Source organism: Burkholderia sp. AU16482 (assembly GCF_002223285.1).
In the GTDB taxonomy this organism is placed as follows: domain Bacteria; phylum Pseudomonadota; class Gammaproteobacteria; order Burkholderiales; family Burkholderiaceae; genus Burkholderia; species Burkholderia semiarida.
Genome location: NZ_NKEY01000004.1, coordinates 719,903 through 746,029 on the forward strand (window position 1 = coordinate 719,903; position 26,127 = coordinate 746,029).

General features: G+C 68.6%; 21 protein-coding genes. 4 read left to right on the plus strand and 17 right to left on the minus strand.

What is annotated here, in order from left to right:
• Positions 1-63: 63 nt before the first annotated feature.
• The 7 genes from ptsP to CFB35_RS15050 all read right to left on the minus strand — a co-directional run bounded on the left by ptsP (position 64) and on the right by CFB35_RS15050 (position 7,506).
• A complete protein-coding gene (ptsP, locus tag CFB35_RS15020) occupies positions 64-1,836 on the minus strand; it encodes a phosphoenolpyruvate--protein phosphotransferase (protein WP_059576166.1) in 1,773 nt (590 codons plus the stop codon).
• 201 nt (positions 1,837-2,037) lie between these two features.
• Positions 2,038-2,307 (minus strand): HPr family phosphocarrier protein, encoded by a 270-nt coding sequence (locus CFB35_RS15025; protein WP_006477716.1) that lies wholly within the window; start codon positions 2,305-2,307, stop codon positions 2,038-2,040.
• Between the two features lie 73 nt (positions 2,308-2,380).
• A complete protein-coding gene (locus CFB35_RS15030) occupies positions 2,381-2,857 on the minus strand; it encodes a PTS sugar transporter subunit IIA (RefSeq protein ID WP_059576100.1) in 477 nt (158 codons plus the stop codon).
• 231 nt (positions 2,858-3,088) lie between these two features.
• Positions 3,089-4,045: a glutathione synthase gene (gene gshB, locus CFB35_RS15035; RefSeq protein ID WP_059642711.1), complete on the minus strand. Its 957-nt coding sequence runs from the start codon at positions 4,043-4,045 to the stop codon at positions 3,089-3,091.
• A gap of 27 nt (positions 4,046-4,072) precedes the next feature.
• Complete coding sequence (gene gshA, locus CFB35_RS15040; protein ID WP_059576095.1) at positions 4,073-5,362, minus strand: glutamate--cysteine ligase; 1,290 nt, start codon at positions 5,360-5,362, stop codon at positions 4,073-4,075.
• Positions 5,363-5,606: 244 nt separating this feature from the next.
• Entirely contained in the window at positions 5,607-7,130 is a 1,524-nt protein-coding gene (locus CFB35_RS15045; RefSeq protein WP_089465177.1) for an ammonium transporter, read from the minus strand.
• Between the two features lie 37 nt (positions 7,131-7,167).
• The gene (locus tag CFB35_RS15050) at positions 7,168-7,506 is read right to left on the minus strand and encodes a P-II family nitrogen regulator (protein ID WP_006398175.1); all 339 of its coding nucleotides are present in this window, start codon (positions 7,504-7,506) and stop codon (positions 7,168-7,170) included.
• A 355-nt stretch (positions 7,507-7,861) separates the two neighbouring features.
• Between CFB35_RS15050 and CFB35_RS15055 the strand changes: the two genes are divergently transcribed.
• Positions 7,862-8,113: an accessory factor UbiK family protein gene (locus CFB35_RS15055; protein ID WP_006489451.1), complete on the plus strand. Its 252-nt coding sequence runs from the start codon at positions 7,862-7,864 to the stop codon at positions 8,111-8,113.
• Positions 8,114-8,387: 274 nt separating this feature from the next.
• Complete coding sequence (locus tag CFB35_RS15060; RefSeq protein ID WP_089465178.1) at positions 8,388-9,992, plus strand: YifB family Mg chelatase-like AAA ATPase; 1,605 nt, start codon at positions 8,388-8,390, stop codon at positions 9,990-9,992.
• Positions 9,993-10,326: 334 nt separating this feature from the next.
• Here the strand turns inward: CFB35_RS15060 and CFB35_RS15070 are convergent, their stop codons facing one another.
• Positions 10,327-10,899: a hypothetical protein gene (locus tag CFB35_RS15070; protein ID WP_089465180.1), complete on the minus strand. Its 573-nt coding sequence runs from the start codon at positions 10,897-10,899 to the stop codon at positions 10,327-10,329.
• Between the two features lie 171 nt (positions 10,900-11,070).
• Here CFB35_RS15070 and CFB35_RS15075 point away from each other — a divergent pair, with 171 nt between their 5' ends.
• Positions 11,071-11,607, plus strand: coding sequence for a peroxiredoxin (locus CFB35_RS15075; protein ID WP_059576053.1), 537 nt, complete (start codon positions 11,071-11,073; stop codon positions 11,605-11,607).
• A 93-nt stretch (positions 11,608-11,700) separates the two neighbouring features.
• Here CFB35_RS15075 and CFB35_RS15080 read toward each other — a convergent pair whose 3' ends face one another.
• The 9 genes from CFB35_RS15080 to CFB35_RS15120 all read right to left on the minus strand — a co-directional run bounded on the left by CFB35_RS15080 (position 11,701) and on the right by CFB35_RS15120 (position 24,837).
• On the minus strand, positions 11,701-13,053 hold the full coding sequence (locus CFB35_RS15080; protein ID WP_060966609.1) for a sigma-54 dependent transcriptional regulator: 1,353 nt from the start codon (positions 13,051-13,053) through the stop codon (positions 11,701-11,703).
• A 97-nt stretch (positions 13,054-13,150) separates the two neighbouring features.
• Positions 13,151-15,160, minus strand: a complete 2,010-nt coding sequence (locus CFB35_RS15085; RefSeq protein ID WP_059642724.1) for an ATP-binding protein — start codon at positions 15,158-15,160, stop codon at positions 13,151-13,153.
• A 4-nt stretch (positions 15,161-15,164) separates the two neighbouring features.
• A complete protein-coding gene (locus CFB35_RS15090; RefSeq protein ID WP_059576044.1) occupies positions 15,165-16,457 on the minus strand; it encodes a dicarboxylate/amino acid:cation symporter in 1,293 nt (430 codons plus the stop codon).
• Positions 16,458-16,830: 373 nt separating this feature from the next.
• Positions 16,831-18,516: a cation acetate symporter gene (locus tag CFB35_RS15095; protein ID WP_089465297.1), complete on the minus strand. Its 1,686-nt coding sequence runs from the start codon at positions 18,514-18,516 to the stop codon at positions 16,831-16,833.
• Between the two features lie 11 nt (positions 18,517-18,527).
• The gene (locus CFB35_RS15100; RefSeq protein ID WP_059576041.1) at positions 18,528-18,833 is read right to left on the minus strand and encodes a DUF485 domain-containing protein; all 306 of its coding nucleotides are present in this window, start codon (positions 18,831-18,833) and stop codon (positions 18,528-18,530) included.
• 241 nt (positions 18,834-19,074) lie between these two features.
• Positions 19,075-20,280 (minus strand): CaiB/BaiF CoA-transferase family protein, encoded by a 1,206-nt coding sequence (locus CFB35_RS15105; RefSeq protein ID WP_089465181.1) that lies wholly within the window; start codon positions 20,278-20,280, stop codon positions 19,075-19,077.
• Between the two features lie 29 nt (positions 20,281-20,309).
• On the minus strand, positions 20,310-21,455 hold the full coding sequence (locus tag CFB35_RS15110; protein WP_089465298.1) for an acyl-CoA dehydrogenase family protein: 1,146 nt from the start codon (positions 21,453-21,455) through the stop codon (positions 20,310-20,312).
• Between the two features lie 14 nt (positions 21,456-21,469).
• A complete protein-coding gene (locus tag CFB35_RS15115) occupies positions 21,470-22,666 on the minus strand; it encodes an acyl-CoA dehydrogenase family protein (RefSeq protein WP_060966607.1) in 1,197 nt (398 codons plus the stop codon).
• A 29-nt stretch (positions 22,667-22,695) separates the two neighbouring features.
• Positions 22,696-24,837, minus strand: a complete 2,142-nt coding sequence (locus CFB35_RS15120; RefSeq protein ID WP_059576032.1) for a 3-hydroxyacyl-CoA dehydrogenase NAD-binding domain-containing protein — start codon at positions 24,835-24,837, stop codon at positions 22,696-22,698.
• A 263-nt stretch (positions 24,838-25,100) separates the two neighbouring features.
• Between CFB35_RS15120 and CFB35_RS15125 the strand changes: the two genes are divergently transcribed.
• A complete protein-coding gene (locus CFB35_RS15125; RefSeq protein WP_059576029.1) occupies positions 25,101-26,063 on the plus strand; it encodes a LysR family transcriptional regulator in 963 nt (320 codons plus the stop codon).
• Positions 26,064-26,127 lie beyond the last annotated feature (64 nt).

Sequence of the window (26,127 nt, forward strand, 5' to 3'; positions counted from 1 at the left end):
CGTGACACTTCGCTACAATTCGCGGCCAGCGGCGGCTGAACGCCCAAGCGCGCCCAGGCTTGCCTAGGCGGCCGCGTCCGCGCGCGGCTCGGCGACCGACAGCCGCTGCAGCGCCGCCTGCACTTCTTCCGGCTCGAACGCGGCCAGCACGTCGGCCGTCGGCTTTTCGAGCGCCTTCAGGTGCGCGCGCAGGATCTCCTGCTTCACGACGAGCAACTGGCTCGGATGCATCGAGAACTCGGTGAGCCCCATCCCGAGCAACAGGCGCGTGAGCGCCGGATCGCCCGCCATCTCCCCGCACACCGACACCGACACGCCCGCGCGCTTGGCCTCGCGCAACGTGTAAGCGATCAGGTGCAGCACCGCCGGATGCAGCGGATCGTACAGGTGCGCGACCGCGTTGTCGGCGCGATCGATCGCGAGCGTGTACTGGATCAGGTCGTTCGTGCCGATCGACAGGAAATCGAAGCGCTTCAGGAACAGCGGCAGCGCGATCGCCGCGGCCGGGATCTCGATCATCGCGCCGATGCGCACGTTCGGATCGTACGCGAGCCCCGCGTCGTCGAGCTGGCGCTTCGCCTCGCGGATCAGGTCGAGCGTCTGGTCGATTTCCTGCGCGTGCGCGAGCATCGGGATCAGGATCTTCACCTGGCCGAACGCGGACGCGCGCAGGATCGCGCGCAACTGCGTGAGGAACATCTGCGGCTCGGACAGGCTCCAGCGGATCGCGCGCAGCCCGAGCGCCGGGTTCGGCGCCGTTTCGTAGCCTTCGTCGAGCGCCTCGAGCGGTTTATCGGCGCCGACGTCGATCGTGCGGATCGTCACCGGCATGCCCTTCATCCACTCGACGGCCCGCTTGTACGCGGCGAACTGCTCCTCCTCTTCCGGCATCTCCTTCTGATGCATGAACAGGAACTCGGAGCGGAACAGGCCGACGCCGACCGCGCCGGCCTCGACGGCCGCCTTCGCGTCGTCGGGCAGCTCGATGTTCGCGTACAGGTCGATCTTCGTGCCGCACAACGTTTGCGTCGGCGAGAACTTCAGGCGCTGCAGCTTGCGTTGCTCCAGCAGCTTCTCGGACTGGCGGTACGAATATTCCTCGAGGACGATCGGCGCCGGATCGACGATCACGATGCCCGCGTCGCCGTCGACGATGATCAGGTCGTCCTGGCGGATCAGCGCACTCGCATGCTGGACGCCGACCGCGGCCGGAATGCCGAGGCTGCGCGCGACGATCGCGGTGTGCGACGTGCGCCCGCCGAGATCGGTGACGAACGCCTGGAACGACTGCGTCTTGAACTGCATCATGTCGGCCGGCGCGATGTCGTGCGCGACGACGATCATCTCGTTCGTGCCGTTCCTGGCCGCGCCGTCGAGCGCCTGCGACGCCGACGGCGCACCGGCGAGCGCCTTCAGCACGCGCTCGACCACCTGCTCGATGTCGGCCTTGCGCTCTCGCAGGTATTCGTCCTCGATGTCGTCGAAATGGCGCGTGAGCAGCTCGAGCTGCTCGGTCAGCGCCCATTCGACGTTGTAGCGGCGCGTGCGGATCAAGTCGATGGTTTCCTGCACGAGCATCTCGTCGCTCAGGATCATCGTGTGAACGTCGATGAAAGCGCCGACTTCGCTCGGGGTGTCGTCGGTCAGGTCGGCGCGCAGCGCTCCGAGCTCGCGACGCACGACGTCGAGCGCCGTGCGGAATCGCTCGACTTCGGCGTCGATCTGGTTGGCCTCGATCAGGTAATGGGCGACGTCGAGCGCCGCAGGCGCGATCAGATACGCTCGCCCGATCGCGATACCTCGTGAGACGGGAATGCCATGCAGCGTGAAGGACACGCGCACCTCCTCTGTACAAGTAAAGCCGCGGCACACTGCTGCGATGCGCTTATGACCCCGGTTAGCGATTATAAATTCCGCGACTCCCTGCTGACTGCATGCACCGCAGCATTGCGCATTTCGCATCAATGCTTCCGACGAAAAAAATGCCGCGAAACCCGCGGCATTCTCAGTCGAAACGGCAACGATCGCGCGCGGCGATCACTGACCTTCGCCGAACTTGTCGGCGATCAGCTTCAGCAGCGCGTCCATCGCTTCCCGCTCGTCGGGCCCTTCGGTCTCGATCGTCACGGTGCTGCCGATACCGGCCGCCAGCATCATCACGCCCATGATGCTCTTCGCGTTGATCTTGCGCCCGTTGCGTGTCATCCAGACTTCCGACTGGAAGTTGCCGGCCAGTTGCGTGAGCTTGGCCGATGCGCGCGCATGGAGCCCCAATTTATTGACGATGGTGGTTTCTTGTTGAAGCATGATTCTCGGTCGGGTCGGTCGGGACCGCCGGCGGCGCGCGCCGGCGGGTCGGTCTAAAACGGAAAACGGATGCTCAGTGCGATTCGCTCGGGGTGCGCGGCTGCGGTTCGGGCGGAATCGGCGCGCACTGGCCGCAGCCGGTTTCCGTCGGCGGCGGCGGCGTGCCCGACGACACCTCGTGCACGCCCTTCGCGCCGCCGGACAGCGCCTTGTCGACCAGCTTGTCGAGCGGCACGGTGCGATAGCAGACGGCCCGCACGAGCATCGGCAGGTTCACGCCGGCCAGCACGCGCACGTTGTCGAGCTTCGCGAGCTGGCCCGCGATGTTCGCGGGCGTCGCGCCGTACATGTCGGTCAGCACCACGACGCCGTTGTCTTCGCGCAGCCGCGCGAGTTCCGCGTGCGCAAACGCCATCACCTGGGCCGGATCGCTGTCGGCCATCACGTCGATGCAGCCGATGCGGGCGGGCACGCCGCCGTAGATGTGCGCGATGCAGTCGCGCAGCGCGGTGGCGAGCGGGGCGTGCGCGATGATCAGGATCCCGGCCATGTCAGATCGCTCCCGGCCGCCCCTGGCGGGCCGATACCCCGCGGCGGGGCAATGAGCGTAGCGAGTGTGGGGAACGTTTCATGTTCAGCCTTGCAACAGTGTCGGCCCGACCGCCGGGCCTTCGGTGCGCCGATCACGGCACCGGGCAAGCGGGCATTGTAGCAGGCCGGTCAAGCGGCTCCGGCGACGGGGGACCTGCGCGGCCGCCGCCGGGGTTGCACGGGCGGCGGCCTACGCGGCCGCACGCTCCAGCGCGTCGATGAACATCGCGGCGACGTCGAAGCCCGTCTGCTCCATGATCTCGCGGAAGCACGTCGGGCTCGTGACGTTCACCTCGGTCAGCCAGTCGCCGATCGCGTCGAGGCCGACCAGCAGCAGCCCGCGCGACGCGAGCACGGGCCCGAGCGTCGCGGCGATCTCGCGATCGCGCTCCGTCAGCGGCTGCGCGACGCCGAGGCCGCCCGCGGCGAGATTGCCGCGCACCTCGCTGCCCTGCGGAATCCGCGCGAGCGAATACGGCACCGGCTCGCCGCCGATCAGCAGGATGCGCTTGTCGCCGGCCTTGATCTCGGGAATGAACTTCTGCGCCATCACCGAGCGCGTGCCGTCGTGGCTCAGCATCTCGACGATCGAGCCGAGGTTCATGCCGTCTGGCTTCACGCGGAACACGCCCATCCCGCCCATCCCGTCGAGCGGCTTCAGGATCACGTCGCCGTGCTCGGCGTGGAACGCGCGCAGCCGTTTCGCGTCGCGCGTGACGAGCGTCGGCGCGACGAACTGTGGAAACTCGCCGATCGCGAGCTTCTCCGAGTGATCGCGGATCGACTGCGCCTTGTTGAACACGCGTGCCCCCGCGCGCTCGGCCAGCTCGAGCAGCCACGTCGACGTCACGTATTCCATGTCGAACGGCGGATCCTTGCGCATCAGCACCGCGCCGAACGATTCGAGACGGCGCGCGTCGACCGGGCCCGCGTCGAACCAGGTGTCGCGATGCAGGTCGTCCAGTTCGCCGACGAACGCGATGCGCCGCACGTCGGCCTCGACCGCCGAGCCCGTCCACGCGAGGTGGCGCGGCTCGCACGCGTACACCGCATGCCCGCGCCGGGCGGCCTCCGCCATCATCGCGTAGGTCGAATCCTTGTAGATCTTGAAATGCTCGAGCGGGTCGGCGATAAAAAGAATGTCCATGCGGGTCCTGTACGTAGCGAAGGTCCGTTACACCTGGATGGCTTCGGGGTCGGTCTTTTCCAGTTCGATCGACGACGCGATCAGCGACAGCCGCGCGACGACGCCGTACATGTAGAAACGGTTCGGCGGCGCGGCGCCCGGCTTGGCGCCTGCATCCGGCAGCGCGGTGTGCTCGAAGCCGAGCGGCACGTAGTGCATGCCGGGCGCGTTCAGGTTCTGGTCGCGCTCGCGGCCGCCGTGCGTGCGGTAGAAGCCGCCGACCACGTAGCGGTCGATCATGTACACGACCGGCTCGGCCACTTCGTCGCCAACGCGCTCGAACGTGTAGACGCCTTCCTGCACGATCACGTCGCGCACCGCGAGGCCGGCCTTCGATTCGGCCATCTGCGCGCGCTCGGCCTTCGTCATGCGGCCGATCTCGGCCGCGTCGTGCACGGTCATCACGCCACGGCCCGCGGTGCCCGCGTCGGCCTTCACGACGACGTACGGCTTCTCGCTGATCCCGTATTCGCGATACTTGCGCGCGATCTTCTTCAGCACGCCGTCGATCGCGTCGGCGAGCGCCTGCTCGCCTTCATGCGCCTGCCAGTCGACGCCTTCCACATGCGCGAAATACGGATTCACCATCCACGGATCGACGCCGACCATCTTCGCGAACTTCTTCGCGACGTCGTCGTAGCACGCGAAGTGCGTCGACTTGCGGCGCACGGCCCAGCCCGCGTGCAGCGGCGGCAGCAGGTATTGCTCGTGCAGGTTTTCCAGCACGGCCGGGATGCCGGCCGACAGGTCGTTGTTCAGCAGGATCGAGCACGGGTCGAAATTCTTCAGGCCGAGGCGGCGCTGCGAACGCTCGAGCGGTTCGAGCACGATCTTCTGGCCGTCGGCCAGCGTGATCGGCGTCATGTCGGTGATGCCGGGGTCGAGCGAGCCGAAGCGCACGTTCAGGCCGGCCTGGCGCATGATCGTCGCGAGACGCGCGACGTTTTCCAGATAGAACGCGTTGCGGGTCGGCAACTCGGGAATCACGAGCAGATTCTTCGCGTCCGGGCAGATCTTCTCGATCGCGGCCATCGCGGCCTGCACGGCGAGCGGCAGCACTTCGGACGGCAGATTGTTGAATGCGCCGGGAAACAGGTTCGCATCGACGGGCGCCAGCTTGAAGCCGGCATTGCGCAGGTCCACCGAACAATAGAACGGAGGGGTGTGTTCCTGCCATTCGAGCCTGAACCAGCGTTCGATCGCAGGCGTCGCGTCGAGGATCTTCTGCTCGAGTTCGAGCAGCGGACCGTTCAACGCGGTAACGAGGTGGGGAACCATGAATCACTCGCGAGCGGGAGAATGAAGATTGTAGAGCAATTGCCTTGCCCATTTGGGGATTGTTCCCGGCTTCACAAGGATTATGGAGGCAGTTTTCGGCTATTGACCCGATAGAGTGAAGGGTTATCCGCTACGGCAGCCCGTGACAGGAGAAAAAAAGCCCGCCGGTGAGGCGGGCCGAAGTCGCTGCGCTCATTCGGAGCGGGCGCCGTCGTCGCGGCGGCCCGCCGTTGATTCGTGTGACTTATTCCACGTGCTCGCCGTGCAGGATCACGTCGAGACCTTCGCGCTCTTCCTCTTCGGTCACGCGCAGGCCGATGGTCAGGTCGATCAGCTTCAGCAGCACGAAGCTCAGCACGCCGCTGTAGACCAGCGTGATCAGCACGCCCTTCGCCTGCAGCAGCAGGCTGCCGTCGAAACCGCCGATGTCCTTGACCGCGAATACCCCGGTCAGCAGCGCGCCGAGAATCCCGCCGATGCCGTGCACGCCGAACGCGTCGAGCGAATCGTCGTAGCCGAGCTTCGACTTGAGCCAGGTGGCCGACCAGAAGCAGATCACGCCCGCCGCGATGCCGATCACGAGCGCGCCCGCCACGCCGACGAAGCCGGCTGCCGGCGTGATCGCCACGAGACCCGCGACCGCGCCCGACACGATGCCGAGCACCGACGGCTTGCCCTTCGCGATCCACTCGGCGAACATCCAGCCGAGCGCCGCGCAGGCGGTCGCGACTTGCGTCGTCAGCATCGCGAAGCCGGCACGGCCGTCGGCCGCGACCGCCGAACCCGCGTTGAAACCGAACCAGCCGACCCACAGCATCGAGCCGCCGATCATCGTCAGCACCAGGTTGTGCGGCGCCATCGATTCACGGCCGTAGCCGACGCGCTTGCCGAGCACCAGGCACGACACGAGGCCCGCGATACCGGCGTTGATGTGCACCACCGTGCCGCCCGCGAAGTCGAGCACGCCGTCGGACGACAGCCAGCCGGTCGGCTCCCACACCATGTGCGCGATCGGCACATAGACGATCAGCGACCAGAGCGTCATGAACACGAGCATCGCCGAGAACTTCATCCGGTCGGCGAACGCGCCGCAGATCAGCGCCGGCGTGATGATCGCGAACGTCATCTGGTAGACGAAGTAGACCGATTCCGGAATCGTCGACGCGAGGTGGCTGACCGTCAGCGTCGTCGCCTTGTCGCCCTTCACGTAGGCCATGCCGTGCAGGAACACGCGCGACAGGCCGCCGATGAAGCCGTTGCCCGGCGTGAACGCGAGACTGTAGCCGACCACCGTCCACAGCACCGTGATCAGCGCGGTGATCGCGAAGCTCTGCATCACGGTCGCGAGCACGTTCTTCTTGCGGACCATGCCCGCGTAGAACAGCGCGAGGCCGGGGATCGTCATGAACAGCACGAGCGCGGTGGACGTCAGCATCCACGCGGTGTCGCCCGCGCTGATCTTCGACGAATCGACCGAGAACGGAGCCGTCGGTGCGGCCGGGGCGGCCGGCGCGGACGCGGCGGCGGCAGCCGAAGCGTCGGCCGCGCCCGAAGCCGGTGCGGCGGCGGATGCGTCGGCGGCCGGTGCGGAAGCGGCCGGGGCAGCCGGAGCTGCGGCAGCCGATGCGTCGGAAGCGGTGGCGGCGGAAGCGGTGGCGGCGGGCGCGGAACCAGCCGCGGCGGACGCCGCGTCGTCCGCGAGCGCGGAGCCGACGCCGGCCGCGATCAGCGAGCCTGCCATCAGCAGGGACATCAGAAGTTTGCGCATCTTGGGTTTCCTCTTGTCGCTTGTCTTGTCTGTTCTGTTACAGCGCGTCGGCGCCCGTCTCCCCGGTGCGAATCCGGATCACCTGTTCGATCGGCGTGACGAAGATCTTGCCGTCGCCGATCTTGCCCGTGCGCGCCGCCCGCTCGATCGCTTCCACCGCCTGGTCGACGAGATCGTCGGAGACGGCCGCCTCGATCTTCATCTTCGGCAGGAAATCGACCACGTATTCGGCGCCGCGGTACAGCTCGGTGTGCCCCTTCTGGCGCCCGAACCCTTTCACCTCCGTCACCGTGATGCCCGAGACGCCAAGCGCCGACAGCGCCTCGCGCGTCTCATCGAGCTTGAACGGCTTGATGATTGCGGTAATGAGTTTCATGAAGTCCTCTCGCTGGGTTGTCCCGTCGAATGAGTTGGAATGTTGTAACGGACTCTTCTCAGCAACTCGCATGCCATGTTGGTCCGAACACCGTCTCGAAGGGCTCCGGAACGGGGTCGCATCGCGCGGTGTAAGGCGCCAAAGCCCGGCCGAATGGCCAACATGGGCCGGTTTGCTGGCGCGGCGAAAGGATCGTTGCTAGAGTGCACGCACGTCCCGGATCGCCGGGCCATTCACCCATGCGGGCGCCATGCCCGGAATTCGCGCCCCGCGCGCACCATTTCCGGTCATGCGTGCATCATGGGCACGTACGCAACTGAAGATGCACATTTTTTGTGCAAGGAAGGGGAATCACATGAAGCAACCCAGCGACGTTTTCAACGATCTGCAGTCGCGCGTCAGCGATTTGCTGAAAAACTCGCCGGCCAAGGACGTCGAGCGCAACGTGAAGGCCATGCTGTCGCAAGGCTTCTCGAAGCTCGATCTCGTCACGCGCGAGGAATTCGACACCCAGGCACAGGTGCTCGCCCGCACCCGCGTGCGCCTCGAGGAACTCGAAAAGCGCGTCGCGGAGCTCGAGCAGAAGCTCGCCGCCCCGCAGGCCTGACGCCCCACCCGGCCGCGAGGGCCGGGCGCGGGCCGCCACGTGCGGCCTGCGCCCGCCACCTTCCTCCACGCTTCGTCGCCCGTCGTTCTTCGCCGTACCCTCCGCTCTTCGCCGTTCATCGTTCTTCGCAGCATCCTCCGCTCTTCGCAGTTCGTCGTTCGCAACACCTCGTTCTTTCCCCGCGCCACGCCGGCAAGCGCGCACCGATTTCTCCGATTCCCGCGGCGTGCGGCCCCGAACGGCCGTCGTCCGCCCGTCATGCAGGAGCCTCGCCATGTCGCTCGCCGTGGTGCGCAGTCGCGCGCCCGCCTCCGGCCGCGCGCCGGACGTCACCGTCGAAGTCCATCTCGCCAACGGATTGCCGTCGTTCTCGATCGTCGGGCTGCCCGATCTCGAAGTCCGCGAAAGCCGCGAGCGCGTGCGCGCCGCGCTGCAGAACTGCGGATTCGAATTCCCGGTGCGCCGCATCACCGTCAATCTCGCGCCGGCCGATCTGCCGAAGGAATCGGGCCGTTTCGACCTGCCGATCGCGCTCGGCATCCTTGCCGCGAACGGCCAGATCCCGGCCGACGCGCTGGCCGGCCGCGAATTCGCGGGCGAGCTGTCGCTGACGGGCGCGCTGCGGCCGATGCGCGGCGCGTTCGCGATGGCCTGCGGCGCCGCGCGGGACTGGCGCGCGGCACAATCCGGCGCTGGCAGCGCCGGCGGCCCGGGCCTTGATTTCCCCGGCCCGCGCGATTGCACCGCGACATCGCGGCCGCCGGAGCTGTACCTGCCGCTCGACAGCGCCGCCGAGGCCGCGCTCGTGCCGGGCGTGACCGTATTCGGTGCACGCGACCTGCCCGCACTGTGCGCGCACCTCGCCGATGCGCCGGACGGACGGCTCGCGCCGGTCGCGGCGCCCTGCCTCGACGGCCTGGCGGCGCCGGCCGCCCCTGACCTCGCGGACGTCGTCGGGCAGCGGGGCGCCCGGCGCGCGCTCGAAGTCGCGGCCGCGGGCGGCCATCACATGCTGATGGTCGGGCCGCCCGGGGCCGGCAAGTCGATGCTGGCCGCGCGCCTCGCGGGGCTGCTGCCGCCGCTCACCGACGACGAGGCGCTGACCTCGGCCGCGCTGCTGTCCGCGAGCCGGCTCGGCTTCTCGCCCGCGCAGTGGCGCCGCCGGCCATTCCGCGCGCCGCACCACTCGTCGAGCGCCGCCGCGCTGGTGGGCGGCCGGAATCCGCCGCAGCCGGGCGAAATCACGCTCGCGCACCTCGGCGTGCTGTTTCTGGACGAACTGCCGGAATTCGACCGGCACGTGCTGGAAATGCTGCGCGAGCCGCTGGAAGCCGGCCGCATCACGATCTCGCGCGCGGCCCAGCAGGCCGACTTCCCCGCCGCGTGCCAGTTGATCGCCGCGATGAACCCGTGCCCGTGCGGCTGGCACGGCGATCCGTCCGGGCGCTGCCGCTGCTCGCCGGACGTGGCCGCCCGCTATCTGCGCAAGCTGTCGGGGCCGCTGCTCGATCGCATCGACATCCAGATCGACCTGCCCGCGCTGTCGCCGGCCGAGCTCGCGACGCGCGCGACGGCGCCCGGCGAGCCGAGCGCGGCGGTGGCCGCCCGGGTCGCGCAGGCACGTGCGCTGCAGCTCGAGCGGCAGGGCAAGACGAATCACATGCTGAGCGGCCGCGAAACCGACGACCTGTGCCGGCCGACCGACGAAGGCGAGCGGTTGCTGCGCGAGGCCGGCGAGCGCTTCGGCTGGTCGGCGCGCGCGTATTTCCGCGTGCTGAAAGTCGCGCGGACGATCGCCGACCTAGCCGGCGACCCGCTGCCGACGGCCGCGCAGATCGCCGAGGCGATCCGCTACCGGCGCGCGTTGACGGCGCTGTGAGCGCGCGAGGAGGACAAAATCAGGCTGTCAAGACTTGACTTATGCACAATTTCGCGAATCCGGCCCCGGATCGCGGCTCGCCGCGACCTTTGCCGGAGGGAATTCGTATCCCGTTGTTTTAATTGATTTTTCTCAAACGGCGAGCGGGCGGCCAAACGGGCCGGAAGGCCGTCCGGCGCGGCTTTGCGAGAAATGCGCGCCACTTTTCAACAAAGTTATCCACATGCGCTGTGGATAGTCGAAAAAACCCTCGCAAAATCCGGCGATTAGCGTCGAAAGCTGCGAATGAACTTTCAGTTGTCGCAGCGTGTCTGAGCGCCCTCGCCGGCCGTCGTCAATCGAGTTTGAACGAGCCGAAAAACTGGTCGAGCTGCTCCTGCGCGAGCGGCCCGTCGGCGATCACGACGGCCTGATACGCGTGCCGGCCGCGCGCGGCGAGCCGCGCGATGATCGTCTTGCGGGCACGATCGCCGCCGGCGGCCGCGCCCGCGATGCGTAGCTCGACCCCGTTCACCGCGCCGCCGGCCGCGAGCGGCACCGGCACCGCCGCCGTCCGCGGCGCGCCGTCGAGGTTGCGCGACAGCCCGGCGCGCAGGAATTCGAGCGCCGCGCGGCGCGTGTCGTCGCGATCGTCGGGCAGCGTCAGCGTGCCGACCGCGAATACCGCGCCGTCGACGTGCGCGGCCTGCATCCGCATCGGCATCGACGTGCCGCCGAGCACCACCGGCTGCTCCTCGACGGTCGGCTTCGCCGGCAGGTCGATCGTGTAGCCCGCATCGTTGTGCAGCGTGCGCCAGTCGTACGACGGCGAGCACGCGGCCAGGGCGGCGCTCAGGCAGGCCAGCGCGGCGAAGTGTCGCAGTGGACGAAAAAGGGGGCGCAACGAATCGATGAATTCCTTCGGCATGGCGTGGATCGCGGCAGGCAAAAAGGGCATTATCCGCCGAACCCGAAAACCGGGATGCGGGGACGCCGCCGGTGGGCGCGCCGCATTCGCGCTAAAATGAGCGCCGAATTTCGACGTCCTTTTGTCGACGTCGTTTGCATCGATCCGCGTCATCGACTCCGAGAGCACCAGATGAACACCACGCCTTCCACCCGCCGCAGTGCCGGCCCCGTGCGCTACCTCGTCGCGGCGGCCGTCGTCGCGGCGATCGCCGTCGCCGGCTTCTTCGCGTTCAACGGCAAGTCCAGCGTGCCGGACGCGACCTTCACGCTGCTGTCGGGCCAGAAGGTCTCGACCGCCGGCGACCTGAAGGGCAAGGTCTATCTCGTGAACTTCTGGGCGACAAGCTGCGCGACCTGCATGCAGGAAATGCCGCAGATGGTCGATACCTACAATCGCTTCAAGGGTCAGGGGCTGGAATTCGTCGCGGTCGCGATGAACTACGATCCGCCGATGTACGTCGCGAACTACGCGCAGACGCGCCAGTTGCCGTTCAAGGTCGCGCTCGACGACGGCAGCGTCGCGAAGCAGTTCGGCAACGTGCAGCTCACGCCGACGACCTTCGTCGTCGACAAGGACGGCAAGATCCTGAAGCGCTACGTCGGCGCGCCGCAATTCGCAGAACTCGACGCGCTGCTCAAGAAGGCGCTCGACGGCAACGCGGCCTGAGCGCCGCACGCCGCCCACCGCACGGCAGGACTTGCAGGGCCGCACACCGCGCCTTGCTCCGCAAAACGGACCGCACCGCGGTCCGTTTGCTTTTCAGCGCTCGGTTTCGCCTTTCGCCGACAGCCCGTAGCGCTTCATCTTCTCGTACAGCGTCGCCTTGCCGACATGCAGCCGGTCGGCCGTCGCCGCGACCGCGCCGCCCGTCTGGTTCAGCGCCTCGGCGATCACCGCGCGCTCGAACTGCTCGATGCGCTCCTTCAGCGTCTGGTCGTTGCCGGCGGCGTCGCCCGCGCCCGTTTCCTGCGGCATGTCGGCCACGCCGAGCACGAAGCGGTCGGCTGCGTTGCGCAGCTCGCGCACGTTGCCCGGCCAGTCGCGCTGCATCAGGCTCGCGCGCTGCCGGTCGGTCAGCACCGGCGCGGGCCGCCCGTAGCGCACGGCCGCGTCGAGCATGAAGTGCTCGAACAGCGGCACGATGTCCTCGCGGCGCTCGGCAAGCGGCGGCAGCGCGATCGTCACGACGTTGAGCCGGTACAGCAGGTCGCGCCGGAACGTGCCGGCCGCGACGAGCTCGCTCATGTCGCCCTTCGCGGCCGCGACCACGCGGCAGTTCACGCGGATCGGCTGGTTCGAGCCGAGCCGCTCCAGCACGCCGTCCTGCAGCACGCGCAAGAGCTTCACCTGCAGCGCGAGCGGCATGCTTTCGATTTCGTCGAGGAACAACGTGCCGCCGGACGCGTATTCGAGCTTGCCGACGCGCCGCTTCGCCGCGCCGGTGAACGCGCCGGGCTCGTAGCCGAACATCTCCGACTCGAACATCGGCTCGGGCAGCGCGCCGCAATTGACCGCGATGAACGGCTTGTCGCGGCGCGGCGACAGCTCGTGCAGGCTGCGCGCGATCAGCTCCTTGCCGGCGCCCGTGTCGCCGTTGATCAGCACCGACGCGTCGGTCGGCGCGATGTTCGCGATCAACTTGCGCACCTGCTCGATCGCCGGGCTGCGGCCGATGATGCGCGGCGCGACGACGTTCTGCCCGGCCAGCTCGCGCCGCAGCGCGTGGTTCTCGAGCACGAGCTCGCGGCGCTCGAGCGCGCGGCGTACCGTCTCGATCAGGCGCTCGGCCGCGAACGGCTTCTCGATGAAGTCGTACGCGCCGTCGCGCATCGCCTGCACGGCCATCGAGATGTCGCCGTGCCCGGTGACGAGGATCACCGGCACGTCGGGCACGCGCTCGCGGCACTGCGCGAGCACGTCGAGCCCGCTGGCACCCGGCAGCCGGATGTCGCTGACGATCGCGCCGGCGGTATCCGCGACGATCGCCTTCTCGGCCGCCTCGGCCGACTCGAAGCCGGCGACGTCGAAGCCCGCCAGTTGAAGGCTCTGCACGCTCGCCCGGCGCACGAGCGCATCGTCTTCGATATAGATCACTTGCAGCCGGTTGGCCATCTTGGTCACTTGCTCCTGACAGGCCGCGCGGCGCCCGCGCGGCTCTCGTTGATGCCGGTCGTCGCCGACCGGGCCTGCATCCTGCCGCCCGTCCAGGCTAATGCGAGCCCGCCGGCTCGGACACGGAGTCCGGATGATGCGTGCGGGCGCGCCGCAGCGTCAAGACGAACAGCGCGCCGCCCGACGGGGCATTGCGGGCGGTCAGCGCGCCGCCCGCGTCGCTGGCGATCGACGACGAGATCGCGAGGCCGAGCCCGAGCCCGCGCCCCATTTCCTTGGTCGTGAAGAACGGCTCGAACAGGCGCGGCAGCAAATCGGGCGCAATGCCGGAGCCGTTGTCGCGCACCTCGACCGCGAGCGTCGCGGCCGACACCGCGATCGTCACCTCGATGGCCGGCGCCGCGACGCCGGCCACCGCGTCGAGCGCGTTGCCGAGCAGATTGATCAGCACCTGTTCGAGGCGCAGGTCCTCGCAGCGCGCGACGAGTTCGGGATAGTCGCGCGCCAGATCGAGCGGCGCATCCCGCGCGGGCGACACGGTGGCATCCTGCAGCGTCAGCGTGAGCGCGACGCCGCGCAGGCGCTCGTCGAGCAACGACAGCACGCTGCGCAGCGCACGCACGACGAGCGCCTGCTCGTTGCGCGGCTTCGCGCGGCCGACGAACAGTTTCAACTGGTTGGTGATCTTGCCCATCCGCTCGGTGAGCGCGGCGATCGCCTCGAGATTCTCGCGCGCGGCGGCCTGCTCGCCGCGATCGAGCAGCACGCGCGTGTTGTCCGAGAAGCTGCGCAGCGCCGCGAGCGGCTGGTTCAGTTCATGCGTGATGCCGGCCGCCATCTGGCCGAGCGCGGCGAGCTTGCTCGCCTGGATCAGTTCGTCGTGCGCGGCGCGCAGCTCCTGCTCCGCGCGGATCCGGTCGCCGACTTCCTTCTGCAACTGCTCGTTCGCTTCAGACAAATCGGCCGTACGCTCCTCGACGCGCCGGTTCAGCTCCGCGTACGCCTGCTGCAGCAGCGCGCGGCCACGGATCATCTCGCGCACGCGGGCGCGGCGCATCCGCCAGTAGAACGCGAGCAGCGCGACCGACACGAAGCCGAAGCCGGTGACGATCGTCGCGTTGCGCGCGTCGGCATCGATCGGCGCGATCGGCGCGAGCGTGACGAGCAGCCAGTCGGGCTCGCCGATCCGGCGCTTGCTGGCGAGAAAGCGCGGCGCGCGCCGGCCGGCGCCGAGGCGCACGATTTCCGCATCGGCGCCGAGCGTCTGCTCGACGCGCAGCGGCAGCGGCGTGACCGGTTGCTGCGCGTACTGGCGCGTTTCGTAGATCGATGCGGCGACGGGCCCCGTGAGCGGGCGCAGCGTGTGGTACTTCCATGCGGGCACCGACGACAGGAACACGACGCCGTGATCGTCCGCGACGACGAGCGGCTCCGACGCATCGGCGCCCTGGAACCATTCGAGATTGAGCTTCACGACGACGACGCCCGCGATCCTGCCGTCGCGCCACACCGGCTGCGAGATGTAGTAGCCGGGGTCGCGCGAGATCGTGCCGATCCCGAAGAAGCGGCCGACCCGGCCGTTCATCGCATCGACGAAATACGGGCGGAAACGGTATTCGATCCCGACGAAGCTGTCGGGCGCGCGCCAGTTGCTGGCGGCGACGCACAGGCCGTCCGCGCCGATCACGTAGGTGACGGTCGCGTGCGCGTGCTCGTTGAGGTCTTCGAGATAGCGGTTGACGCGCGCGGTGTAGTCGGCGCGCTTCGGCTCGGCGAGCAGATCCTGCACGTACGGATGGCTGCCGAGCAGATAAGGCAGCGATTCGTAGCGGTCGAGCGTGCTCTTGAGCGCGTTGGTGGTGCGATCGACGCGCACCGCGGCATTGCGCTGCAGCTCGGCGACGCCGCGCTGCCAGGTGATCGTCCACGTCAGCGCGCACGCCGCGGCGAGCGCGGCGGCGAGCACGACGAGGATGAGCAGGCGGCGCGTCACGGTCGAGGCTTCCTGACGATGCGGATCGCCTATTGTGTCATAGGGCTCCGCATCGATGCCCGGGCCGCCGCGCGGCGCGCCGCCCGCGGGCGACACCGCCGCCTGCTCGCTCATGCCGTCAGACGCCGGCCGTCGTCTCGGTCGGCGCGACTTCGCCGCCGCCCTTCAGCGCCTGGCGCAGCTTGTTGCGGTCGAGCTCCTTCTCCCACGCCGACACGACGACGGTCGCCACGCCGTTGCCGACGATGTTGGTCAGCGCGCGGCATTCGCTCATGAAGCGGTCGATGCCGAGGATCAGCACCATGCCCGACAGCGGGATCGTCGGCACGACGGCCAGCGTCGCGGCGAGCGTGATGAAGCCCGCGCCCGTCACGCCGCTCGCGCCCTTCGACGTGAGCATCGCGACGGCCAGCAGCGTGAGCTGCTGCATCCACGTCAACTCGATGTTGGTCGCCTGCGCGATGAACAGCACGGCCATCGTCATGTAGATGTTGGTGCCGTCGAGGTTGAACGAATAGCCGGTCGGCACGACGAGGCCGACGACCGAACGCGAGCAGCCGGCCTTCTCGAGCTTTTCCATCAGCTGCGGCAGCGCGGCTTCCGACGAGCTCGTGCCGAGCACGATCAGCAGCTCTTCCTTGATGTACGACACGAAGCGGATGATCGAGAAGCCGGTGAAGCGCGCGATCGCGCCGAGCACGACGAGCACGAACACGAGCGACGTCAGGTAGAACGTGCCGATCAGCTTGAGCAGCGGCACCAGCGAGCCGACGCCGTACTTGCCGATCGTGAACGCCATCGCGCCGAACGCGCCGATCGGCGCCAGCTTCGTGACGATGTGCACGATGCCGAACAGCACGCGCGTCAGGCCGTCGATGAAGTCGGTCACGACCTTGCCGCGCTCGCCGAGGTGCGCGAGCACGCTGCCGAACAGCAGCGCGATCAGCAGGATCTGCAGGATTTCACCCTGCGCGAACGCATCGACCATCGTGTTCGGGATGATGTGCATCAGGAAGTCGACCGTCGACTGCCCGTGCGCCTTCGCCGCGTACGACGCGACGGCCTTGCCGTCGAGCGTCGCCGGATCGATGTTGAAGCCGACGCCCGGACGCAGCAGGTGCGTGGCCGCGAGGCCGAGCAGCAGCGCGAAGGTCGACACGATCTCGAAGTACAGCAGCGCCTTGCCGCCGACGCGGCCGACCTTCTTCATGTCCTCCATGCCGGCGATGCCGGTGACGACCGTACAGAAGATGATCGGGCCGATCACCATCTTGATCAGCTTGATGAAGCCGTCGCCGAGCGGTTTCATGTCGGTGGCGATCGACGGGTAGTAGTGGCCGAGGATCACGCCGACGATGATGGCGAAGATCACCTGCACATAGAGCACTTTGTAGAAGGGTTTCTTCTTCACGATGGTTCCTGCTGAAGTAGATGAGCCGGTGGAAACGGCGTCACGCGCGCAGGGATGAATGAGAACGGGGGGGCAATCCCCCCCGAAGGCATTCGCCCGCGCGGCTGCCGTGCCGCAACAAGCGATGCCTCAGGACATCCGGAGGGGGAGGAAGGCATTGGTCATCGGTTGTCTCCTTGCTTGCTGTAGTAGTTCGGCCGGGGGATGGCCGTGCGTTTTATATCGCAAGGTCGATGCCAGGTTTCCGGAACCCCTCAAGCCGTTGTTTTCATTGTATTTCTCATAATGCGGCAGGCAAGGAAATCCGGTATTCCGGATTTCCGGAAAATATCCGTCCGGCGATCCGGACGGATCCATCGTTTCATCGGACGAATCAGTGCTGCACGGCCCGGCTCGCGAGCACGCCCGTCTGCGCGTAGAACTCCTGCCGCGCGAACGCGTCGCGCTCGCGGCGCGCGCGCTCGCCGCGATCCAGGAGCGAGCCGACGACGATCCCGACGAACGCGAGCGGCACCGACACGAGCGCCGGATTGTCGAGGAACACCGCCGCATGCGCGTGGTGCAGCACGTCGACCCACACCGACTTCGACAGCACCGTGAGCGCGACCGCCGACACGAGGCCGAGGCCGCCGCCGAGCACCGCGCCGCTTGTGGTCATCCCGCGCCAGAAGATCGACATCGCGAGCACCGGGAAATTGGCGCTCGCGGCCACCGCCGCGACGAGCCCGACCATGAACGCGACGTTCACGTGCTCGAACAGGATCGACAGCGCGATCGCGACGGCCGACAGCCCGATCGTCGCCGCGCGCGAAATGCGCATCTCCAGCCGCTCGTCGGGCTTGCCGCGCGCCCACATCTGCGCATAGAGATCGTGCGAGATCGTGGTCGCACCGGCGAGCGTCAGCCCGGCGACCACCGCGAGGATCGTCGCGAACGTGACGGCCGCGATGAATCCGTAGAACCAGTTGCCGCCCACCGCCTGCGCGAGCTTCACCGCGACCATGTTCGAGCCGCCGAGCAGGTCGTGCGTCAGGTTGAACGTGCCGTTCGCGCCGAGCCGGAAGAATTCCGGATGCTGCGCGAGCAGCACGATCGCCGAGAAGCCGATCACGAAGGTCAGCAGGTAGAAGTAGCCGATGAAGCCGGTCGCGTACAGCACCGACTTGCGCGCCTCCTTCGCGTTCGGCACCGTGAAGAAGCGCATCAGGATGTGCGGGAAGCCGGCCGTGCCGAACATCAGCGCGATGCCGAGCGACAGCGCGTTGGCCGGGTCGCGGATCAGCTTGCCGGGCCCCATGATCGACAGCGCGCCCGGATGCACGGCCACCGCGCGGCGGAACATCGCGTCGATGCTGAAGCCGAATTCGCCGAGCGCGAGCCACGCGAGCAGCGTCGCGCCGGCGAGCAGCAGCACGGCCTTGATCACCTGCACCCAGGTGGTCGCGGTCATTCCGCCGAAGAATACGTAGACGACCATCAGCACGCCGACGATCAGCTCGGCCGTGCCGTACGACAGCCCGAACAGCAACTGGATCAGCTTGCCCGCGCCGACCATCTGCACGACGAGGTACAGCACGACGATCGTCAGCGCGTTCGCGGACGTCAGCAGCCGGATCGGCCGCTGCGCGAAGCGATACGCGACGACGTCGACGAACGTGAACCTGCCGAGGTTGCGCAGCGGCTCGGCGATCAGGAACATCACGAACGGCCAGCCGACCAGGAAGCCGATCGAGTAGATCAGCCCGTCGAAGCCGAACATGAACACCATCCCCGACAGCCCGAGGAACGACGCGGCCGACATGTAGTCGCCCGCGATCGCGAGCCCGTTCTGCAGCCCGGTGATGCCGCCGCCGGCCGTGTAGAAATCGCGCGTCGAGCGCGTGCGGCGCGCGGCCCAGCGCGTGAGCGCGAGCGTCGCGAACACGAACGCGAAGAACATCGCGATCGCGACCGGGTTCAGCTCGACTTTGTCTGGCATCGGGCCGGCGACGCCGGTCGCATGGGCGGTGGAGGCAACGAGAACGGCCAGCGCGACGGGCGCGCTCGAAATGAATCGCATGTCGGCCTCCGTCACGGACGCTGCAGGATCGCGTCGACGCGGCGGTCGAACGCACGGTTCGCGCGCAGCACGTAGCACGCGGTCAGGCCGATCGCGATCAGGATGATCGCGACGCCCGCGGCGATCCCGACCGTCGTCGTCGCGCCGCGGTACAGCGGCGCGGCGAGCACGTGCGGCGCGAGCGCGACGAGCAGGATGAAGCCGTAGTACGTGGCGATCATCAGCGCGGTGAGCGTGAAGCTGAAGCGGCGCCGTGCGCGCACGAGCTGCTGGTAGTCGCGGCGCGCCGTGACCGATTCGATGACGGAAAGCTCCATGTTGTCTCCTGTCGACCGGAGTTGGCGCTTTAGCGCTTACTCCGGTCCCATGCTTCGCGGTCGACCGGAGTTGGCGCTTTAGCGCTTACTCCAGTCCCATGCTTCGCGGTCGAACTGAGTTGGCGCTTCAGCGCCTACTCAGGTCCCCGCAGGGCAAGTCGCCTCGTCGTCGCGAGAGCTGTCTTGTGGATGATCGGCGCGTGATCGGCATCCGCCCGCGCCGTGGCGGCACATCAATGCGTTACACGACGCGATCCGCCCGCAGCCGCGCGACGTCCTCCGCCGACATCCCGAGCCAGCCGCCGAGCACCGCCTCCGTATCCGCGCCGAGCATCGGCGGCGCGCCGCGCACCGGCAGCCGCGCGCCGTCGAAGCGGTACGGCGGCGCGAGCACGTCGACGCCGCCCGCGACCGGATGCGGCTGCCGCGTGACGAGCCCGGCGCGGGTCGCGCGTTCGGACGTCAGCGCTTCGTGCAATCCGAGCACTTCGCCGCACGGAATGCCCGCCTCGGCGAGCGCCGCCAGCAGCGTCGCGCGCGACCGGCGCGCGAGTTCGCCACGAATCTCGGGCAGCAGGTCGGCGCGATTCTCCGAGCGGCCGAGGTTGGTCCTGTAGCGTTCGTCCGCCGCGAGATCGGGCCGCTCGATCGCATCGCAAAAGCGTGCGAACTGCGTGTTGTTGCCGACCGTGATCACGAGCGGGCCGTCGGCCGCGTCGAACACGCCGTACGGCACGATCGACGGATGCGCGTTGCCGTAGCGCGGCGGGTCCGCGCCCATCAGCAGCGCGTCGAGCCCGTAGTACGCGGTGATCATCAGCCCGCAGTCGAACAGCGCCATCTCGATGCGCCGCCCGCGCCCGGTCGCATGGCGTTCGTACAACGCGGCGAGGATCGCCTGCGCCGAATACATGCCGGTGAACAGGTCGACCGCCGCGACGCCGAACTTCAGCGGCGGCTGGCCGGCCTCGCCGTTCAGCGCCATCAGCCCGGCCTCGCCCTGCACGACGAGGTCGTAGCCGGGCCGCGCGGCCTCCGGGCCGGAGCGGTCGTAGCCGGAGATCGCGCAATGCACGAGCCGCGGATTCAGTTCGGCCAGCGCGTCGTAGCCGAGCCCGAGCTTCTCCGCGCCGCCGCACTTGAAGTTGTGGATCACCACGTCGGCCTGCGCGGCCAGCTCGCGCGCGATGCGCCGGCCGGCTTCCGTCTGCAGGTCGACGCAGATCGACCGCTTGCTGCGGTTCACGCTGTTGAAATAGGTGGTTTCGGTGTCGCCGATCCGCAGCCCCCAGTCGCGCGTATCGTCGCCGCGCGCCGGATGCTCGACCTTGATCACCTCCGCGCCGAAATCGGCGAGCACCATCGCGCACCACGGACCCGCGAGCACGCGCGAGAAATCGAGCACCTTCACGCCGGCCAGCGGCAGCGCGCGCGTGTCGTTCGTCATCCTTGTCTCCTCCATTCGCGTTTCGCCGCTTATTGTTTCGACAGCGCGATGTAGCGCGCGAGGTGGTGATCCTCGTCGCCGAGCTGGTGATCGATCATCACGAGACGCTTCGCGTAATGCGACAGCGGCAGCTCCCACGTCATCCCGATCCCGCCGTGCAGCTGAATGCTTTCCTCGGCGACGAGCGTGCCGATCCGGCCAACGCTGTACTTCGCCGCGGCGAGCGCGCGCTCGCGCACCACGCGCGGCGCATCGAGCTGCGCGGCCGCGTTGATCACGGCCGAGCGCGCCTGCTCGACTTCGAGCAGCAGATCGGCCATCCGGTGCTGCAGCGCCTGGAAGCTGCCGATCGGCATCCCGAACTGCTTGCGCGTGCGCAGGTAGTCGAGCGTGTGCGCCTTCGCGACGTCCATCGCGCCGAGCGCTTCCGCCGACAGCGCGAGCAGCCCGTAGCCGAGCACGCGCTCGAGCAACTCGGCGCCCGCTTCGCCGTCGAGCGCATCCAGCGCGCCGAGCGCGGCGTCGGCAGGCAACGCGACGCGCTCGAAGCGCACTTCGGCCGCGCGGCCGCCGTCGATCTTCCTGTAATCGCGCAGCGACACGCCCGGCGCATCGGCCGGCACGACGAACAGGCCGATGCCGGCCGCATCGTCGTCGCGCCCCGACACGCGCGCGCTGACGACGAAGAACGCCGCCTGCGCGGCCTGGTCGACGACGCCCTTCGCGCCCGTCAGCACCCAGCCGTCGCCCGCACGTTCGGCGCGTGTGCGCACGGTCGTCAGCTCGTAATGCGAGCCCGGTTCGTCGTGCGCGAACGCGGCGCTCGCGCTGCCGTCGATCAGCGCGGCGAGCCGCTCGCGATGCGCGTCGCCGCCGGCGAGCGCGAGCGCACGGCCCGCGAGCAGCGCGCCGAGGAACGGCTCGACGACGAGCCCGCGCCCGAGGCATTCGAACACCACGGCGATGTCGAAGCCCGCGCCGCCGAAGCCGCCGTCGGCTTCGGCGAACAGCGCGCCGACCGTACCGAGTTCGGCGAAGCGCCGCCACATCGCGCGGTCGAAGCCTTCAGCCGACTGCGCGATGCGGTCGCGCACCGGGAACGCGTACTGTTCGGCGATGAAGCGGTTCAACGTGTCCGCCAGCATCCGGCGGTCTTCTGTGTGCTGGAAATCCATCGTCGCGTCCCTCGTCACAGCCCGAGCATCATCTTCGCGATGATGTTCTTCTGGATCTCGTTCGAGCCGCCGAAGATCGACAGCTTCCGGTTGTTGAAATACTGCTGCGCGGCGCTCGCGGCTTCTTCAGGGCCGACCGGTTCGCCGTCGTAATCGGCATCGAGCGCTTCATCGACGAACGGCTGCGCATACGGCCCCATCGCGCGCCGCATCAGCGCGGCGATCTCCTGGCGGATCTGCGTGCCGCGAATCTTCAGCATCGAGCTTTCCGCACCCGGCACGCCGCCGCCCGCGACCGCAGCCAGCACGCGCAGGTTGGTCGTGCGCATGTTTTCCAGCTCGATCTCGACGCGTGCGACGCGCGCCGCGAAGAACGGATCGTCGGCGAGCGGCCGGCCGTTCTTCATGACCTTCGCGGCCACCGCGCGCAGCCGGTCGAGCGCGGCCGTCGAGAAGCCGATCCCCGCGATGTTGGTGCGCTCGTACGTGAGCAGGTATTTCGCGTAGGTCCAGCCGCGATTCTCCTCGCCGACCAGGTTCTCCACCGGCACGCGCACGTCGGTGAAGAACACCTCGTTCACCTCGTGCTCGCCGTCGAGCGTGATGATCGGGCGGACCTCGACGCCCGGCGTGTTCATGTCGATCAGCAGGAAGCTGATGCCTTCCTGCTTGCGCACGTCGGTCGCGGTGCGCACGAGGCAGAAGATCATGTTCGCGTAGTGGCCGAGCGTGGTCCATGTCTTCTGGCCGTTCACGACGTAGTGATCGCCGTGGCGTACCGCGGTGGTCTTCACCGACGCGAGATCGGACCCGGCGCCCGGCTCCGAGTAGCCCTGGCACCACCAGTCGGTGCCGTCGAGAATGCGCGGCAGCCAGTGACGCTTCTGCGCGTCGCTGCCGTACTTGATCAGCACGGGGCCGAGCATGTTCACGCCGAACGGCACGATGCGCGGCGCGCCGGCGAGCGCGCATTCGTTGTCGAACAGGAACTTCTGCGCGACGCTCCAGCCGGGGCCGCCGTATTCGCGCGGCCAGTGGCTCGCGAGCCAGCCGCGCGCGTTGAGGATGGCGTGCCATTCGCGCATGTCGTCGCGCGTCAAGTGCAGGCCGCCCTTCACCTTGCGCGCGATGCGCTCGGGCAGTTCGGCTTGCAGGAAGCGCTGCACTTCGGTGCGGAACGCTTCCTCTTCGGGAGTGAAATCGAGGTTCATCGTAGGTCCGTTGCGGATGCGGTGGGCGTTCAGTCGATGCGGTTCAGGCTCGCGAAATCCGCGCCGCGCGCGACGAGATCGACGAGCAGCGGCGACGGCTTCCAGAACAGCGGATCTTCCTTCGCGAACGCGCGGATATCGGCAAGCACGTTCGCGAGGCCGACCGTGTCCGCGTAGTGCATCGGGCCGCCGCGGTAACGCGGAAAACCGTAGCCGTACAGGAACACCGCGTCGACGTCGAGCGGGCGCAGCGCGATCTTCTCGTGCACGACGTTCGCGCCTTCGTTGATCATCGCGGCGAGGTAGCGGCGCAGGATTGCTTCATCGGTGAACGTGCGCGGCGTGACGCCCTTCTTCGCGCGCTCTTCCGCGACGATCGCCTCGACTTCCGGGTCGGGCGTGCCGACACGCGCGCCGTCCGGATACAGGTAGTAGCCGCGGCCGGTCTTCTGCCCGAACCAGCCGCGCTCGCACAGCCGGTCGGAAATCTCCACGTAGCGCGCGTTCGGATCGCGCGTCGCCGCGCGGCGCTTGCGGGTCGCCCAGCCGATGTCGCCGCCCGCGAGGTCGACCACCTGGAACGGACCCATCGGGAAGCCGAACCCGCGCACCGCGCGATCGATCTGGTACGGCGACGCGCCGTCTTCCATCAGATAGTCGGCCGCCGTCCGGTAGACGGCGAGGATCCGGTTGCCGATGAAGCCGTCGCACACGCCCGCGCGCACCGGCGTCTTCTTCAGTTGCTTGGCCAGCGCGAACGCGGTCGCGACGACGTCCGCGCTCACGCGCGCCGGCACGACGATCTCGAGCAGCTTCATCACGTTGGCCGGCGAGAAGAAATGCAGGCCGATCACGTCGGCCGGCCGGTCGATGCTCGCGGCGAGCGCGTCGATGTCGAGATACGACGTGTTGGTCGCGAGCACCGCGCCCGGCTTGCACACGCGGGCGAGTTCGGCGAACACCGCCTGCTTCACGGCCATGTCCTCGAATACGGCCTCGATCACGACGTCGGCCTGCGCGAGCGCGTCGTACGACGTGCTGCCCTTGAAGCGCGCGAGGCGCGCCGCGTGCGCGGCCGGCGTCATCCGCCCTTTCGCGACGAGGCCGTCGTACACCTTCTCGACGTGCGCCCGGCCGCGCGCGAGCGACGCTTCGTCGCGCTCGATCATCGTCACCGGCAGCCCGGCGTCGAGCGCCGCGACCGCGATGCCCGCGCCCATCGTGCCGCCGCCGACCACGCCGATCCGCTCGACCGGCCGTGCGCTCGCGTGCCGCGCCTCGGGCGCCTTCGCCGCCTCGCGTTCCGCGAAGAACGCATGAACGAGGCCCGCGCGCTGCGGGCTGTCGACGCACTGCAGGAACAGGCCGCGTTCGAGCTTCATCCCCGCGTCGAACGACTGCGTGAGCGCGGCCTCGACCGCGTCGACGATCTTCGCCGGCGAGAAAAGGCCACGCGACTTCTTCGGCAATTCCGCGCGCGCCGCATCGATCGCGGCCTGCGCGGCCGCGCGGTCGGCGAGGCCCTGCGCGTCGCGCGTGCGGCGCACCGGCGCGCCGAGCGACACGAGTTCCTGCGCATAGGCGAGCCCTTCGGCGAGCGTGTCGTCGCTGTGCGCGATGCGATCGACGAGGCCGAGCGCGAGCGCTTCCTCCGCGCTCGCATGGCGGCCCGTCAGCATCAGGTCGAGCGCGGCCTTCGCGCCGATCAGGCGCGGCGCGCGCTGCGTGCCGCCCGCGCCGGGCAGCAGGCCGAGCGTCACTTCGGGCAGCCCGAGCTTCGCACCGGGCACCGCGAGCCGGTAATGCGCGGCCAGCGCGACCTCGAGGCCGCCGCCGAGCGTCGCGCCGTGCAGCGCGACCACGACCGGCTTCGCGCCCGATTCGATCCGCTCGCACACGTCGGGCAGCGACGGCGGCACGGGCGGCTTGCCGAATTCGCGGATGTCGGCGCCCGCGATGAAGTTGCGGCCGGCGCCGACGATCAGCACCGCGCGGATCGCGTCGTCGGCCTGCGCGGCGTCGATCGCGTCGGCGAGGCCGCGCCGCACGTCGGCGGACAACGCGTTGACGGGCGGGTGATCGATCGTGACGACGAGCACCTTGTCGCGCCGTTCGCGCGTGACGGTGCCGGTGGCGGTGGCGGATGTTTCGGGGGAAGCGGGTGAATTCATCGTGTCTCCGGGTGCGGTGCGCCGGGCGGGCGGGACCGGCCGCCGGGTCGGCGGGCGACGCCGGTTCGCGAGCGGGGTCCCGCGCGGCGGGAAACGGTCCGGCGTGGTTGCCGGGCATGACTCGATTCTCGATTGATCGAGATTCATTGACAATTCCCGCGCGCCTTTACAAGCTGTCAAGTCCGACTTGACATTGAATGCTTTCGAACCGTTTCGGCCCGTTGTTTCGGCCCTTTAAGCGGGACGGATCAGGAGACCCCCGGATGGACCTGAACGCGCTGACGCTGCTCGTCGAGATCCTCGACGCGGGCAATCTCAGCAAGGCCGCGCAGCGGCTCAAGATGAGCCGGGCGAACGTCAGCTACCGGCTGAACCAGCTCGAACGCTCGATCGGCCAGCAGCTCGTGCGGCGCACGACGCGGCGCATCGAACCGACCGAGATCGGGCTCAAGCTGTACGAGCATGGCCGGCGCATCCGCAACGAATTGCTGGCCGCGCAGGAATCGGTGACGACGCTCGGGCAGGACCTGCAGGGCCGCGTGCGGCTGTCGGTGCCGAGCGGCTATGGGCAGATGGTGATGTCCGAGTGGCTGCTCGCGTTCAAGCGGCTGCATCCGGGCATCGTGCTCGACGTGGTGTTCGAGAATCGCGTGGAAGACCTGATGCGCGACGAAGTCGACATCGCGATCCGCGTGATGTCGGAGCCGCCGCAGAACCTCGTCGCGCGCGACATGGGCGCGGTGCGCTACGTCGCGTGCGCGTCGCCCGCGTTCGCGGCCGCGCACGGGATGCCCGCGACGCTCGGCGCGCTGGCCGCCGCGCCGGTCGTCACCGCGACGGTGCTCGGCCGGCAGTTGCGGATCGCCGCGTATCTCGGCGACGAGCGCCACGAGGTGCTGCTCGAACCGACGCTGATTTCGGAGAACTTCCTCTTCCTGCGCCAGGCGATCCTCGCGGGGATCGGCGTCGGCATCGTGCCCGACTACGTGATGCAGGACGACCTGCGGCACGGCACCGTCGTCACGTCGCTCGACGCATACCGGCTCAGTATCTTCGGCACGCACATGTACATGCTGTACATGCCGAACCGCCACCACACGCGCGCCACCGCCACGTTCATAGAGTTCATCCTCGAACAGGCCGGAAAGACCGGCCGGGGCGGGCCCGGCGCGATGCGTCAGGGTTTCCTGTCGGATGACAAGCCGCCGGGCGCACGGCGACAATAGCGCGCCGGGGCGGGCAGCGCCGTTGCGCCCGCGCCGACCTCAACGTCAACATCAACGCCGCCGT